Origin of the sequence: Rhodanobacter caeni, from assembly GCF_039523575.1 — a bacterium.
Taxonomy (GTDB): Bacteria; Pseudomonadota; Gammaproteobacteria; order Xanthomonadales; family Rhodanobacteraceae; genus Rhodanobacter; species Rhodanobacter caeni.
Genome location: NZ_BAAAFO010000002.1, coordinates 632,257 through 645,962, shown reverse-complemented (window position 1 = coordinate 645,962; position 13,706 = coordinate 632,257). Strand labels below are relative to the sequence as shown.

At 67.2% G+C, this 13,706-nt stretch carries 13 protein-coding genes; 6 read left to right on the top strand and 7 right to left on the bottom strand.

The window, feature by feature from the left end:
- Window positions 1–45: 45 nt before the first annotated feature.
- Window positions 46–918: a LysR family transcriptional regulator gene (locus ABD017_RS07335; RefSeq protein ID WP_343881661.1), complete on the bottom strand. Its 873-nt coding sequence runs from the start codon at window positions 916–918 to the stop codon at window positions 46–48.
- A 164-nt stretch (window positions 919–1,082) separates the two neighbouring features.
- Between ABD017_RS07335 and ABD017_RS07330 the strand changes: the two genes are divergently transcribed.
- The 4 genes from ABD017_RS07330 to ABD017_RS07315 all read left to right on the top strand — a co-directional run bounded on the left by ABD017_RS07330 (window position 1,083) and on the right by ABD017_RS07315 (window position 4,186).
- Window positions 1,083–1,673 (top strand): NADPH-dependent F420 reductase, encoded by a 591-nt coding sequence (locus ABD017_RS07330; protein ID WP_343881659.1) that lies wholly within the window; start codon window positions 1,083–1,085, stop codon window positions 1,671–1,673.
- A gap of 73 nt (window positions 1,674–1,746) precedes the next feature.
- Window positions 1,747–2,541 (top strand): SDR family NAD(P)-dependent oxidoreductase, encoded by a 795-nt coding sequence (locus ABD017_RS07325; protein WP_343881657.1) that lies wholly within the window; start codon window positions 1,747–1,749, stop codon window positions 2,539–2,541.
- Between the two features lie 122 nt (window positions 2,542–2,663).
- Entirely contained in the window at window positions 2,664–3,224 is a 561-nt protein-coding gene (locus tag ABD017_RS07320; protein WP_343881655.1) for a TetR/AcrR family transcriptional regulator, read from the top strand.
- The gene (locus ABD017_RS07315) at window positions 3,221–4,186 is read left to right on the top strand and encodes an NAD-dependent epimerase/dehydratase family protein (protein WP_343881653.1); all 966 of its coding nucleotides are present in this window, start codon (window positions 3,221–3,223) and stop codon (window positions 4,184–4,186) included. The genes ABD017_RS07320 and ABD017_RS07315 overlap by 4 nt, the downstream gene beginning before the upstream one ends.
- Window positions 4,187–4,283: 97 nt before the next feature.
- Here the strand turns inward: ABD017_RS07315 and ABD017_RS07310 are convergent, their stop codons facing one another.
- The 3 genes from ABD017_RS07310 to ABD017_RS07300 form a co-directional block, all read right to left on the bottom strand.
- On the bottom strand, window positions 4,284–5,054 hold the full coding sequence (locus tag ABD017_RS07310; protein WP_343882213.1) for a M48 family metallopeptidase: 771 nt from the start codon (window positions 5,052–5,054) through the stop codon (window positions 4,284–4,286).
- Window positions 5,055–5,184: 130 nt separating this feature from the next.
- Window positions 5,185–6,102, bottom strand: coding sequence for a recombination-associated protein RdgC (locus tag ABD017_RS07305; RefSeq protein WP_343881651.1), 918 nt, complete (start codon window positions 6,100–6,102; stop codon window positions 5,185–5,187).
- A 108-nt stretch (window positions 6,103–6,210) separates the two neighbouring features.
- Window positions 6,211–7,410, bottom strand: coding sequence for an amino acid aminotransferase (locus tag ABD017_RS07300; RefSeq protein ID WP_343881649.1), 1,200 nt, complete (start codon window positions 7,408–7,410; stop codon window positions 6,211–6,213).
- Window positions 7,411–7,737: 327 nt separating this feature from the next.
- On the opposite strand from ABD017_RS07300, the gene ABD017_RS07295 reads away from it, so the two are divergent.
- The gene (locus ABD017_RS07295; protein WP_040670585.1) at window positions 7,738–7,944 is read left to right on the top strand and encodes a YdcH family protein; all 207 of its coding nucleotides are present in this window, start codon (window positions 7,738–7,740) and stop codon (window positions 7,942–7,944) included.
- 45 nt (window positions 7,945–7,989) lie between these two features.
- A complete protein-coding gene (locus tag ABD017_RS07290; protein ID WP_343881648.1) occupies window positions 7,990–8,592 on the top strand; it encodes a GNAT family N-acetyltransferase in 603 nt (200 codons plus the stop codon).
- Between the two features lie 124 nt (window positions 8,593–8,716).
- Here the strand turns inward: ABD017_RS07290 and pssA are convergent, their stop codons facing one another.
- From pssA to ABD017_RS07275, 3 genes are all read right to left on the bottom strand, one after another.
- Window positions 8,717–10,141 carry a CDP-diacylglycerol--serine O-phosphatidyltransferase gene (gene pssA / locus ABD017_RS07285; RefSeq protein ID WP_343882211.1) on the bottom strand — a complete coding sequence of 475 codons (1,425 nt, stop codon included), beginning with the start codon at window positions 10,139–10,141 and terminating at the stop codon, window positions 8,717–8,719.
- 76 nt (window positions 10,142–10,217) lie between these two features.
- A complete protein-coding gene (locus tag ABD017_RS07280; RefSeq protein ID WP_343881646.1) occupies window positions 10,218–10,622 on the bottom strand; it encodes a DUF4156 domain-containing protein in 405 nt (134 codons plus the stop codon).
- 110 nt (window positions 10,623–10,732) lie between these two features.
- Window positions 10,733–13,588 (bottom strand): M16 family metallopeptidase, encoded by a 2,856-nt coding sequence (locus ABD017_RS07275; RefSeq protein WP_343881644.1) that lies wholly within the window; start codon window positions 13,586–13,588, stop codon window positions 10,733–10,735.
- Between the last annotated feature and the right edge of the window lie 118 nt (window positions 13,589–13,706).

Here is a 13,706-nt window from a genome sequence, read left to right as displayed (position 1 = left end):
GCGACCGATGAATGGCAGGGATCGCGCTCCCGGCGCTGATCGCCGCTAAAGCCGCGGCGACAGCGCCTGCACGAAGTAGTCGGTTACGCGGTGCACGCGTGCCGATATGAAGCGGCGTTGCGGCCAGACGACGCTGACATCGCGGGTGCCCACCACGAAGTCATTGAGTATCGTGACGACGTCGGGATGCACCAGCTCTTCGGCAAGCGACGCTCTCGTGAACATGCCGATACCCACGCCGGCCAGCACGCCCGCGCGTATCGCGTCGACGCTGTTGGATGAAAAACTCCCGCGCACCGGTACGTTGTACGGTCCTTCCGGGCCAGTGAACGGCCAATGGGTCGACTCCACCATACCTTCGTATACAAGGCAGTTGTGGTCGACCAGGTCGGCGGGCGTCTTTGGCGTGCCCTTCAGCTCGAAATAGCGGCGTGACCCGACACAAACGAGGCTGGTGCTGCCTATGCGTCGCACCACGGCGTCGGGCTCGTTGACGGTGCCCACCCGGATCGTCAGATCAATGCGGTCTTCCACCATGTCGCGCGCAAAATCCGAAAGGATCAGATCCACCTTCAGCCCGGGATGGCGCGACAACAGCCCGGGTATGAGCGGAAGAACGTGGAGCCGACCGAACGTCGAGGGCGCGGCGATCCTGATGCGCCCGGAGATATCGAGGGTGCTGCTGGTCAGCTCGTTGTCGGCGGCTCCGATCTCGTCGAGCAGCGGCTTGGTGCGGTCGAAATAACGCTGCCCCTGATCCGTCAGGGTCACGCTGCGCGTACTTCGATTGAACAGCACCACCCCCAGGCGCTTCTCCAGCGCACCAATGGCTTTGCTGATGGCGGACTGGGAGCTGCCGGTTCGTCGCGCCGCGGCGGAAAAGCCGCCAGCCTCCACCACGGCAATAAAGGCGCTCAATTCTTGAAACCTGTCCATCGCGAGCCTCAGGCTGTGTAGGCAATTAATTCCAATTCGGAATTGATCTTATGGGAAATTGCCTGATTATCATTCCTTTCGGCGATAATTACGATCTCTCCGCACCGAAGCAACAGCGTTTCACCTTCCATTACCGGAGAGAGAGCATGCGTTACGCCATCATCGGCGCGGGCCAGGCCCTAGCACGGGCTTTCGCCCGCAAGAACATCGACGTTGCCGTCGCGAGCACGCGCCCGCCCGAAGCGCTCGCCCCACTCGCGAAATCGATTGGCTCGACGATCGCGCCCCGTTCGCTGAAGGACGCGCTGGACGCCGACATCGTCTTTCTGGCGGTTCCCTTCTGGTCGCATCGGGATGTCGCGAAAGCGGCGGGAAGCTGGAGCGGCAAGATCGTGGTCGACGTGACCAACGCGTACGGCGTGCCCCTGGAACAGCTTGACGGCCTGCCCTCTTCCGCCGTCATTGCCCGCGCCCTGGCGGGGGCGCGGCTGGTCAAGGGTTTCAACCACCTGCCGGCCGGCGTGCTGGCCGCCGACCCCTCGGTCAAGGGCGGAAGGCGGGTGGTTTTTCTGTCCAGCGACGACGCCGCCGCGATCGCCCCGGTGGCGGCCTTGGCGGAACAACTGGGCTATGCGCCGGTTGATCTGGGACGACTCGACGAAGGCGGCGCGCTGGTCCAGGCACGCGGCAACCGCTGGACGCAGCTCATCTTCCAGGACCTCGTCAAGTTCGATTGAACGCGCTCGAGCGGGCGGCGTTGCACCCCGTCGCGTCGCACTTCGGCGCGCACGCAAACCCAAGGAATACAGCATGAAAATCGATCTCACGGGCCGCAAGGCAATAGTTACCGGCTCCACCGCGGGCATCGGCCGCGCCATTGCCGAAGGGCTGGCGCTTGCGGGCGCATCGGTCGTCATCAATGGCCGCACTGAGGAACGGGTCGCCACGGCGCTGCGCGAGTTGCGCGCGAAATTTACCGATGCGGCATTCATCGGCGTCACCGCCGACCTGGCGACAGCGGAAGGCTCCGAGGCGCTGGTGGCACAGGTGCCCGACGCCGACATCCTGGTCAACAACGTGGGCACGGCGCGCCTCAACAACTTCTTCGACCAGACCGACGACGAATGGCTCGACCTGTTCCAGCTCAACGTCATGAGCGGCGTGCGCGCCGCCCGCCACTACGTGCCGAAAATGGTGGCACGGGGCCGGGGGCGTGTAGTGTTCATCAGCAGCGAATCCGGGCTCAACATCCCCCGGGAGATGATCGACTACGGCGTCTCCAAGACCGCGATGCTCGGCGTTTCGAGGGGCCTGGCCGAACTGGTGGCCGGAACAGGCGTCACCGTGAATGCGGTGCTTCCCGGCCCCACCAATTCCGAGATCCTGTCGAACTGGATGAAGGCGACGGCGCAGGAGCAAGGCATCACGCAGGACGAGGCCGAACAGCAATTCCTGAAGACGATGCGCCCGACGACACTGATCAACCGGTTTGCGACGACGGAAGAAGTCGCCAACATGGTCGTCTATGCCTGCTCGGACCAGGCATCGGCGACGACCGGTGCGGCTTTGCGCGTGGACGGCGGCGTTCTGCGTTCCATCGCCTGAGGCCGGATGACACTGCCAGGCCGCCGCTTGCCCGGTGCCGTGGGCGAGTCTATAGCATCGCTATAGACTCGCACCTATAGCACCGCTATATTCGAGGCATGCCTACACGTAAAACGTTGATCATGGCCGCCCTCAAGGTTCTCGAAATGCAGGGCGAGACGACCTTTTCCACCCGTTCGGTGTGCGCCTTGGCGAACGTCACGGCGCCCACGCTTTATCATCACTTCGGTAGCGCCGACGGCCTGTTGAGCGCAGCGATTGCAGAAGCTTTCGAGCAGTTCTTGACGGCGAAGAAGGCGGCAATCCAGTCGCTTGATCCGGTGACGGCGCTTGCCGAGGGCTGGGACGACTACGTTCGCTTCGCCGCCGAGCGCCCACGCCTCTACGCGGCCATGCTTGCCCGCGTGCTGCAAGGCGCAAAAATTCCCGCCGCCGCGCATAGCTATGCGTTGCTCCTGCAGAAGATCGATGCCATCTCGGCGGCAGGGCGGCTCGCCCTGCCGAAAGCCGCGGCAGCCCAGCTCGCCTGGGGCTCCGCGAGCGCTGCCGCCCTGCTTTACGTGAGCGCATCCATGCAGGTGGCAGCGCAGATGCGGACGCCCGCCCCCGCGATCATTGCCGGCCTGCGTGATCGCGCCATGCAACTGATCTGTTCGCCCACGCAGAGGAAGAAAAGACCATGAGGATTTTCGTGACCGGAGGCTCCGGTTTTCTTGGTTCGCGCCTGATCCCGGAACTGGTCAAGGAAAGGCACGAGGTGTTTGCACTGGCGCGATCCATCCGTTCCGACCAGAAGCTGAAGGCGCTGGGTGCCCTACCCGTGCGAGGCGACCTGGAAAAAACCGAAGGGCTTTCGCTTCCGGCAATGGATGCCGTCATCCACGCCGCCGCCCGCTTCCAGTTTGCCGGCCCGCGAGAGCCCTATTTCCGCACGAACGTGACCGCTACCAGAGCGCTTCTGGATGCGGCATGCGCCGCCGGGGCGAAAGCCTTCGTGTACGTGAGCGCCGCGGGGGTCATCATGGATGATCGCGGCTCGCCTATCCGCAACGCAGATGAAACGGCACCGACCTATCCGAACAGTTTTTCCGCTTACCTTGCCAGCAAGGCGCAAGCGGAAGCGGCGGTGCTTGCCGCGGACAAGCCAGGATTCCGCACGATCGCGCTGCGACCCCCGGCCATATGGGGGCCGGGCGACCCGTTCAGCCGCCAGATCCCGGAGGCTATCGGTTCGGGGCGCTTCGCATTCGTCGACCGCGGCAATTATTCCTTCTCTACCTGTCATGTCGACAATGTGGTCGAAGCGTTGCGCCTGGCGCTCGACCACGGAACAGGCGGCCGCGCCTACTTCATCAATGACCGCGAAACGACCAGCTTTCGCGATTTCATCGCCATGCTGGCGCGGCGGCAGGGCTTGTCGATCGACAAGGTGCGGTCGATGCCTTACCGCCTTGCGTTCATCCTCGGCCGGCTCATGGAGATGGGCGCCGCCCTGGCTCGATCCGATGACGATCCGCCGCTGACGCGTTCGATGATCCGAATGATCGGCGGGGAGATGACGACCAACGATGCGGCCGCCCGCCGCGATCTGGGTTATGTCGGCAAGGTTTCGCGTGCCGATGGATTGGCCACCTACGGCGATTGAAGCGAAGATTGAACGGCGTCAGCTGTTCGTCCGCAGGATCGTCACCGTGATGGCACGCCACGCGCGTGCATGGCTCGCCGGATCCGCTCACCGCGCCTCAATCGGCTACGTCGCCAACCAGCCGGTCCAGTTCCGCCTTCAATACCGCACCCTGCTGCCGCAACCAGGCGCGCTGCTCGCGCCAATCCGGGAACAGGTTTTCCACCTGGGCCCAGAACCGCGGCGAATGGTTGCGTACCTTCAGGTGGCACAGCTCGTGCGCCAGCACGTAGCGCAGCGCGGCCGGCGGTGCCAGCGCCAGCGCCAGGTCCAGGTTGATGCGGTCGCGGGTGTCCAGGCTGCCCCACAGGCTTTTCATGGGGCGGATGCGCAGCGACGTGGGCGCCAGCCCCAGTTGCGGCACATAGCCGGCCATCCAGCGCGACACGTCGCGGCGGATCTGCGCTTCCAGGTAGGAGGCCAGCAGGCCGCGCGCGATCGGCAGGGCGCGGGTGTGCGGGCGCGGGATCACCAGGGTCAGCCCTTCGGCGTGCGATTCGATCTTGGGATAGCTGCCTTCGGCCCAGTCCAGCTCGACCAGCTCGCCGCGCAGCGGGAAGGTGCACGGATAGCCCAGCCGCAGCGGCGGCAGCGGCTTGACCATCAAGTTCAGCTCATCGAGCTTCAGCTCCAGCCACTCGGCGTGGCTGCGCAAAAAGGCGCTGACCTGGGCCGGATGGGTACCGTGCGGATAGGTGACGCGGGCGCCCTTGGGGGTGACCGTGAGGCGCAGCCGGCGGGCGCGCGGATGCGCGGTCTTCAGCACGCGGATGAGGCGTCCGCCCGCTGTCGACAGTTCCAGCCAATCGCCTTCGAGATGCTGCGCCATGACCTGCCCGTTGTGCCTGCTCGCCTTGCCGGTGGTGGACTGATGGGCGCGGCCGTCCGCCAAGCTTCCACTTGTCGCGGGCTGGCCGCAAGCATCGCGCGCGCCCGGCTGGCCAGGGCGTGACGTCGGTTCAGCTGTCGGCGGGGCGCGGCAGGCCGAACCACTCCTCCAGCTTGCCCAGCAGGCGCTCCAGCTCCAGCGTCAGCAGGGCGAAACTGGCGTCCATCTCGGCGTGGGCGTCCTGCTGGCTGTCGCCCAGCTCGTCCAGCACCACGTCCAGGAATTTCAGCTTGCGGATGACCAGATCCTCGCCCAGCACGAAGCTGATGCGGTCGTCGAAGGTCAGCCCCAGCATGAACACCTGCTTGCCGTTGCGCAGGTGCTCCTTCACTTCCTCGGCGTCCAGCTCCTGCCGGCGGCAGCGGGCGATGGCGCCGGTGGCGGTGGCCGGGTCGCGCAGTTCGCACTCGTCGCCCAGCGCCAGCCCGGCCGGCAGGTTGCCGGTGGAGAGCCAGTCGGTCATCAGCACGCGCGGGCCTTCCTCCGGCGCCAGCGGCACGGCGGGGAAACTGCCCAGCGCCTCGCGGATCTGGGTCAGCGCGTTCTCGGCGGATTTGCGGCTGGAGGTGTCGAGCACCAGCCAGCCGTTTTTCTTGTCCACGTAGGCGGCCATGCGCGAGTTGCGCACGAAGGCGCGTGGCAGCAGTTCGGTGAGCAGGTCCTCCTTGATCCGCTTGCGCTCGCGGCCGCCGACCTTGCGGCCTTCCTCCTCGGCGATTTTCTGCACCTTGCGCTGCAGCTCGTCGTTGATGACGGCGGCCGGCAGCAGCTTGTCCTCGCCGCCCACGGTGACCAGGGTGCATTGCTTGACGCTGTGGGTCAGCGGCTCGCCCTCGCCGCGGCCCACCGGCGGCACGAAGCCGCGGGTGAACATCTCCAGCGGGCCGCAGGGGCGCAGGCGATGCTCGGCCAGGGCGTCGTCGAGGCGGTCCAGATCAGTGGCTACGGCGGGGGAAAAGCGGAACAGCGTGAGATTGCGGAAAAACATTCAATGTCCGGATAGCGTGCATATGAATGCAGGAGCGCACCCTGTGCGCGATGCGTTTCGTCATAAGGCGAAGAGCGATCGCGCACAGGGTGTGCTCCTACAGGGGGTTCAGCTCACCGCGGCGATCGCTGCCACCACGGCATCCAGGTTGGAGCGGTTCAACGCGGCCACGCAGATGCGGCCGCTGGTCAGCGCGTAGATGGCGAAATCCTCGCGCAGGCGCTCGACCTGGGCCTTGCTGAGGCCCGAGTACGAGAACATGCCCGCCTGCCGGTTGATGAAGTCGAACTGCGGCAGGCCCGCCGCCGCCAGCCCATCGACCAAGCCGGCACGCATCTCGTGGATGCGCGTGCGCATGCCGCCCAGCTCCTCTTCCCACGAGGCACGCAGCGCGGGATCGCCCAGCACGCCGGCCACCAGGTAGGCGCCGTGCGCGGCGGGGCTGGAGTAGATCGAGCGGATGGTGGTCTTGATCCGCGACAGCACCCGCGCGGCCTCGTCGCGGTCGCGGCCGACCATGCTGATCGCGCCCACGCGCTCGCCGTACAGCGAGAACGACTTGGAGTACGAATTGGCCACCACGAACGCCTCGATGCCCGACGCGGCCAGCAGCCGGATCGCGGTGGCGTCGGCGTCCAGGCCCTTGTCGAAGCCCTGGTAGGCGGCGTCGACGAACGGCAGCAGCTGGCGCTCCTTCATCAGCTCGATCGCCTGCTGCCACTGCGCGGCATCCAAGTCCACCCCGGTGGGGTTGTGGCAGCACGCGTGCAGCAGCACCACGGTGCCTGGCTCCAGCTTGCCCAGGTCCTCCAGCATGCCGGCGAAATCCAGGCCGTGGGTTTCCTTGTCGTAATAGCGGTATTCCAGCAGCTCGAACCCGGCGGTGCGGAACACCACGTGGTGGTTGCCCCAGCTCGGGTTGCTGATGGCGACCTTGGCGCCCGCGCCGGCGGTCTGCTTCAGCAGGTCGGCCGCCACGCGCAGGGCGGCGCTGCCGCCGATGGTCTGCGCCGTGGCCACGCGGCCCTCGGCCAAGAGCGGCGAATCGGCGCCGAAAAGCAATTGCTGGGTCAGCTCGTTGTAGGCCTTCAACCCGTTGATGGGTAGGTATCCGCGGGGATTTTCCGCCCTGGCCAGCGCCTGGTCGACGTCGCGCACGGCTTTCATCAGCGGAATCTTGCCCTGCTCGTCGCAGTAGATGCCCACGCCAAGATTGATCTTGCCCGGGCGCGTGTCGGCCACGAACGCCTCGGTCAGGCCCAGGATCGGATCGCCTGGAGCCATTTCAACGGATGCAAAGAAAGACACGAGCAGCCCTCTGGTGGATGGTGAAATGGTGAAAAACCCGCGGTTTGGCGCCGGCATCCGCTCGCTGGCGGCCGGCGGTGCGTGCCGGCTGGCCTGGCGAAATGCGAAATGTCGGCCCGAACAGCCGCCGCAGCTTGCGCGGCGGACGCTGGCGGCCGGCACCGAAAGCCTCCGCGGCGCCGACGGCGCGCGCCCGGCCATCGCGCACTTTACTGCTTTGCACCATGACTTGTCCCGTGACTCGCCCGCCGCGGCTGGTCAATGGCTGACCACCTGCGGCCGCGGCAGTACACTTGCCAACTTCCCCCTTTGTCGCCGGCCCCGCCAATGCAGGTTCAGGATCACGCCGAAATCGCCCATCTGCTCGCCGAGCTGCGCATGGAGCACCGCGATCTCGACGCCGCGATCGAGCAGCTGGCCACCACCCTGGGCCGCGACGAGCTGCAGCTGACCCGGCTGAAGAAACGCAAGCTGCTGCTGAAGGATCACATCTCCCGCCTGGAGAGCAAGCTGATCCCCGACCTGGACGCCTGACCGCAGCGACGTTCCCTGCGCCGTACACCCCGCTGGAAACCACCGATGAGCCTACTCGCCCCGACCCGCCTGCAGGACGACCACGTCGTGCTGGAGCCCCTGAGCCTGGATCACGTACCCGCGCTGGAGGCGGCCGCCGCCGACGGAGACTTGTGGAACCTGTGGTTCACCGGCGTGCCGGCGCCCGGCGAGACGCAGGCCTATGTGGAAAAAGCCCTGCGCGGCCAGGCCGAGGGCGTGATGCTGCCGTTCGCCATCCGCGAGAAAGGCAGTGGCGAGATCGTGGGCACCACGCGCTACTACGACATCGTGCCCGAGCTGCCACGGCTGGCCATCGGCTACACCTGGTACGCGAAGCGCTGGCAGAAGAGCCACCTCAACACCGCCTGCAAGCGCTTGCTGCTCAAGCACGCGTTCGAGGTGGGCGGTTGCGTGGCGGTGGAGTTCCACACCGACCTGCGCAACCTCGACTCGCAGCGCGCCATCGAACGCCTGGGCGCCCGCCGCGAAGGCGTGCTGCGCGCACACAAGCGCCGTCGCGACGGCAGCCTGCGCGACACCGTCTGCTACAGCGTCCTGGCCACCGAATGGTCGGATGTGAACCGCTGGCTCGATCTGCGGCTGGGGCGGTTGAGCCAGGGGCGGTAAGCGCCCCGTTCCGCCGCTTGCCGGGGAAGGAAGCTGGCTGCTTCGAGGAGCTCCGGTCGCTCCTTTCCCCCGCTTGCGGGGGAAGCTGCCCGACAGGGCGGATGGGGGCGCCCCGCCAGAACCCTCAAAGCAACCTGTTCACCAGCCTGTCCAGCCGCGTGCGGTTGAGCCGCCGCAGCAGCTTGCGCACCACCGCGGGATACTGCCGCGGGCTTTCCAGGGCGTGGTAGTCGGCCAGCCGCGTGGCGTGTTTCTTCAGCGCCGCCCATTCGGCCTGGTGCCGGGCATGCAGCAGGCGTTGCGGGTCGCGCAGCAGCAGGCCGTTCTCCAGATCCAGCGCCCAGGCACGCGGGTTGAGGTTGTTGCCGGTAAGCACGGCCACGTCGTCGTCCACGAACAGCCCTTTCAGGTGATAGCTGTTGTCGCCGTGGCGCCACAGGTGGATGTTGAGCTGGCCGCTGTCGATCTGCCGGCGGTGCGAACGCGCATACCGGCGCAGGTTGTTTTCGTACAGGTAGGGCAGCAGGCCGATGGTCTTGAACGGCTGATCGGGCGGGATGTAGAAATCGTTGGCGGTCTTGTCGCCCACCATCAGGTGGATCTCGCAGCCGCGGCGCAGCAGCTGCCCCAGCACCGAGCGCACCGGGCGCGGCAGGTTGAAGTACGGCGTCAGCACGATCACCCGCTCGCGCGCGTTGCGCAGCGCGGCCAGCAAGGCGTCATTGAGCGCGTTGTCGACGCGACCGAAACCCACCAGCGGCGTCACCGCCACCTCGCCATCGCGCAGGCTGCCGGCAGGCACCGCATAGGCGGCCTGATGCAGCGATTGGCGCAGTTCGCGGATGGCCGGCTGCAACGCCTTCGTGGTTGGCGTGTCGGCGCTGTCCAGGCGGCAGACGGCCGGGCTGGCGGCAAAATGCCGGTCGACGAAGCCGGCCATCGCATCGGCCAGCTTCGCGTCGCGGAACAGGTGGTAGCGGTCCAGCCGGTAGCGCCGATGGCAGGCCAGGTAGACGTCGTTGAGGCTGGCGCCGCTGTACAGCACGGCGTCATCGATGACGAAGCCCTTCAGGTGCAGCACGCCGAACAGTTCGCGGTTCTGCACCGGCACGCCGTAGATGGCCACGCCCGGCCCCAGGCGCCGCGCATACTCGCGATACATGCCGGCGTTGCCTTCGCTTTTCTGCTTGCCGATCAGGCCGCGGCGGGCGCGATGCCAGTCGACGAAGACGGAAACCTGCAGCGCCGGATGGCGCGCCTTCGCCGCATGCAATGCATCGAGAATTTCGCGGCCGCCCTCGTCGTCCTGCAGGTACAGCGCCACCAGCACGATGCGGCGCGTGGCGTGGGCGATCTGCTGCAACAGCGTGCGGCGGAACGCGGCGGCATCGTCCAGCACCGCGATGGCGTCGGCCGGCACCGCGAAAAAAGGCAGCGCATCGAGCACGTCGGCGCGCCGGCGGCGGAACGGCAGCATGCGCCGCGCGATCCGGCCGGGCGCTTTCATCAGGGTGGTTTTCGAGGGCATGCGCGTGATCATGCCGGCCATCATCGCAAACCCGCGTGTACGCGCGCGCATGAAAAAAGGCGCCCGTGGGCGCCTTTTCCGTGATGGAACCGCCAACTCAGTTGCCCTTGACCGGAAACGTCTGCGCGCTGCCGGGTGCGGGCGTGGCCGCGGGCGACGTGGTCGAACGCACCGGGTTGATCGTGCGCGTTCCGCACTGGTAGACGCCCCACGCCTGCGAGCCGTCGGCAGGTTCCGCCAGTGGCTTGATGGTGTCGGCGTGCATCTTGGCCGCCTCGTTGCGGGCCATCACTTCCAGCTCCTCGCGCACGGTCATGCCGTTGCGGTTGACCGGGCCGATGTGGTCCATCACCGAGACGGTGACCTTGCCCAGCTCGTGGCAGGCCGACACGTCGCCATTCCAGGCCGTGCGCACGTTCTTGGCCGCTTCGTCCATCGTGATGCCCCACGTGCACGCGCCGAGCGCCAGCACGGGGACGAGCAACAGCAGGTTCTTGCGCATGGAAAACTCCGTGTTCGAGGTGTGCGGAAAAATCGCGCCGTAGCGGCGCGGCAGGGCATCATCGTAGCGCGACGCGAGCCGCTCACGCAGAACCCGCCGCGCCGCGCGCGCTATTTCGCCGTCACCGGCTTGCCGTCGGTGTCGAGCACCTGGATCGGGCCCAGCTTCAGCGCCCGGATCGGCGCCTCGATCTTCTCGAGGTCACCCACGATCACCCAGGTCAGCTGGTCGGGGTGGATGATCTCCCGCGCGGCGGCCTGCACCGAGGCATCGGTCTGCGCCTCGATGCGCGACTTCAGCGTGCGCACGTAGTCGTCCGGGCGGTCGTACAGCACGATGCCCTGCAGCGCGCCCATCACCGCCGAGGTGGTCTGGTAGCCGCCGGGCATGCTGCGCACGTCGCCGACCTTGATCTTGTCGATCTCCCGGTCGGTGAGTGGCTGCGAGCCGATCACCGCGCGGGCCTCTTTCAGCAGCTCGGCAATGGAGGGCGCGGTCTTGTCGGTCTGCACCGGCGCGTACAGCAAGAACGGGCGCTGGCCCAGCGCGTTCTGCAGCACGCTGAAGGCGCCGTAGGCCCAGTGCTTGTCCTCGCGCAGGTTCATGTTGAGGCGCGAGGTGAAGCTGCCGCCGAACGCGCCGTTCATGGTCTGGATCTGCAGGTTGTTCGGTGCCTCGGTGGACGGCGCCAGGCTGCCGGCCAGGATCAGGCTCTGCTGCGCACCGGGGCGGTCGATCAGGTAGACGCGTGCCTGCGATGGCGGCGCCACCGTGCCGATGTTCTTGGCCGGCACCTTGCCCGCCGGTGCCTGCCACTGGCCGAAGACCGCGTCCAGGGCCGGGATGATCTTTGCCATCGTGGTGTCGCCGGCGACCAGGATGCGCACGTTGTCCGGGCGGATGTAGTCGGCCATGAAGCGGCGCATGTCGGCGCTGTCCAGCGCCGTGATCGACGCCACCGTGCCCGAGCCGGTGAACGGGATCGCATAGGCGTGGCCCTGGCCGTACAGCAGCGGCGGCAAGGTGCGCAGCGCGATGCCGATGGGCTGGCTCTTTTCCTGCGCGATGCCGGCCAGCCACTGGCCACGCAGGCGGTCGATGTCCGCCTGGCGGAAGGCGGGCTGGCGCACGATATCGGCGAACAGCGCCAGCGACGGCTGCAGCGCATCGTTCAGCGCATTCAACGAGGCGCTGCAGGCGTCCAGCCCGCAATCGGTGCCGATCAGCGCGCCCAGTCGCTGCTCGCGCTTGGCGATCTGCACCGAATCCAGATCCCTCGTGCCCTCGTCCAGCATCGCCATGGTGAAGCTGGACGTGCCCAGCTTGCGGCCCTGGTCGGCCGCGTAGCCGGCATCGAACAGCAAGCGCACCTGCACCGCCGGCACGGTGTGGCGCTCGGCCAGGATCACCTCGATGCCGTTGGCCAGACGGCCGCGCTGCACGGCGGGGAAACTCAGGTCGGGGAAACTGTCGACCCGGGGCACGCCCTTGCGGCGGTCGACGGTGGATTCGACGGTGCGGTAATCGCCGGCAGGCGAAAGCACGGGCGCGGGCTTGCCCGCGGCGGCAGGGCGACCGGCGGCCAGGGCCTCATCGGCGGCATCCACCTTGCCCGGCACCACGGTCAGCGTGTAGTCGCCACGAGCGATCCAGCGGTTCGCGGCCGCGGTGACGCTGGCCGGCGTGGCGGCCATGAATTCGTCGAACTGCTTCAGATAGGCGCCGGGATCGCCGTGATAGAGCTGCCCCTGCGCCAGGATGGCGGCCTGCGTGTTGACCTTCTCCAGGCCGCGCACGAACGAGGCGCGGGTTTCCATCTTCACCCGCGCCAACTCGTCGGCGCTGGGACCGTGGGCCAGGAAGTTGCGCCATTCGTCGGCAATGGCCGCTTCGACGCGGGCCGGGTCGACGCCCTGCTTCACGTCGACCTGCAACTCGAACAGGCTGGCCAGCGACCGCTGCGCCACGCCCACCGACACGTCGTCGGCCAGCTTGTCGCGGTACACCAGGCGCTGGTACAGGCGCGAGGTCTTGCCGCCGCCGAGCACCGCCGCGGCCAGCTCCAGCAGGTTCTCGTCGGTGCTGCCTCGCGGCGGCACGTTCCATTCGCGGTAAATGCGCGTCTGCGCCACGTTGTCGGTCATCGTGCCGCGGGTGGACTTGTCGCGCGGCGCCACCCACGGCTGCGGCCGCGGCACGCGCGGGCCGGCGGCGATATCGCCGAAATACTTCAGCATCTTCTCTTTCGCCACCGCCGGCGTGATGTCGCCGGCCAGCACCACCACCGTGTTGGCCGCGCCGTAGTAGTCGCGGAACCATTGCTTCACGTCATCCAGCGAGGCGGCGTTCAAATCCGCCATCGAGCCGATGGTGTCGTGGTGGTAGGGATGGTTGGCGGGGAAAGCCTCGGCCTGGATCAGCGCGTCGGCGCGCCCGTAGGGCTGGTTTTCGTGCTGGCGCTTTTCGTTCTGCACCACGCCGCGCTGCTCGTCGAGCTGCGCCTGGCCAATGGCGCCCAGCAGGTGGCCCATGCGATCCGATTCCATCCACAACGCCATGTCCAGCGCGGTGGTGGGCACGGTTTCGAAATAATTGGTGCGGTCGGCCGAGGTGGTGCCGTTCTGGTCGGTGGCGCCGGCCAGTTCGAACGGCTTGAAGAACTCGTCCCGGTGGTTCTCCGACCCCTGGAACATCAGGTGCTCGAACAGGTGGGCGAAACCGGTCTTGCCCTTCGGCTCGTACGAGGAGCCCACGTGGTACCACACGCTCACCGCCACCACTGGCGCCTTGTGGTCCTCGTGCACCACCACGGTCAGGCCGTTGGGCAAGGTGAAGCGGGTGTAGCCAAGCACGGGGATGGCGCTGGCGGTGCTGGCGGTGGCGGGCGGCTCGGCCCGCACCGGCGGCGCGCCCACGGCCAGGGTCAGCAAGCCGGCGAGCCACAACGCGTGCGGTTTCAGGGTCACGGTAAATCCTCAAGGCTTGGCAATGGTTCGATCAGCCTAGGCGGCGCGTTGCCGCAAACGCAACTGGCATGGGTCACCCGACGCGGCGGGCGCGGACACCGCTGTCCGGCCATGTCCG